Source organism: Mycobacterium sp. 050272, assembly GCF_039023525.1.
Taxonomy (GTDB): Bacteria; Actinomycetota; Actinomycetes; order Mycobacteriales; family Mycobacteriaceae; genus Mycobacterium.
The window spans coordinates 1-617 of sequence record NZ_JBCHKV010000067.1; the positions used below are offsets into that span (position 1 = coordinate 1).

The 617-nt window shown below is 71.6% G+C and carries 1 protein-coding gene; it reads right to left on the reverse strand.

Annotation, left to right across the window (positions count from 1 at the left end; all coding sequences use genetic code 11):
* A partial coding sequence (locus AAHS21_RS31995) for a 13E12 repeat family protein (RefSeq protein ID WP_342931265.1) occupies positions 1-617 on the reverse strand: 617 nt, incomplete at both ends.

The window sequence follows — 617 nt, forward strand, 5'->3', positions numbered from 1 at the left end:
AGGCTGACAGGTTTGCCCTCATCGAAGACCGCCAGGTAGTGGTGGGCGTGGCGGGCCAGGCGGATCACATCGGAGAGCGGGAGCCGGGTGCCCCCGCCGGTGAGGCCGTGACCGGCGGCGGCTTCGAGTTCGGCCAGGGTGGTGGACACGATGATGGTGGCGGGTAGCCCGTTGTGTTGGCCTAACTGCCCGGAGGCCAGGACCGCGCGCAGGGCGGCGGTGAGGCCGTCGTGCTGGCGTTGGGCGGCGCTGCGGGGGTCGTGGTCGATGGCCTGTTGGCTGGGTGTGCCGTCCACGCAGGGGGTGTGGTCGTCGGGGTTGCACATGCCGGGGGCGGCGAGTTTGGCCAGCACGGCTTCCAGGGTGGCGCGGGCCTCGGGGGTGAGCCAGCCGTGCAGTGCGGACATGCCGTCGGGTTGTTGGTGGCCCAGGGTCAGTCCGCGCCGGCGCGCCCGGTCCTCCTCGCGATACGACCCGTCGGGGTTGAGCAGGTCGGCCAGGTGCGCGGCGAACCCGACGAGGACGTCGGGGCGGTATTGGGTGGCCAGGCGGGCCAGGTCGGCTTCGGCGTGGGTGCGGGTTTCGATATCGACCCAGCCCGGCAACTGGTGATAGAA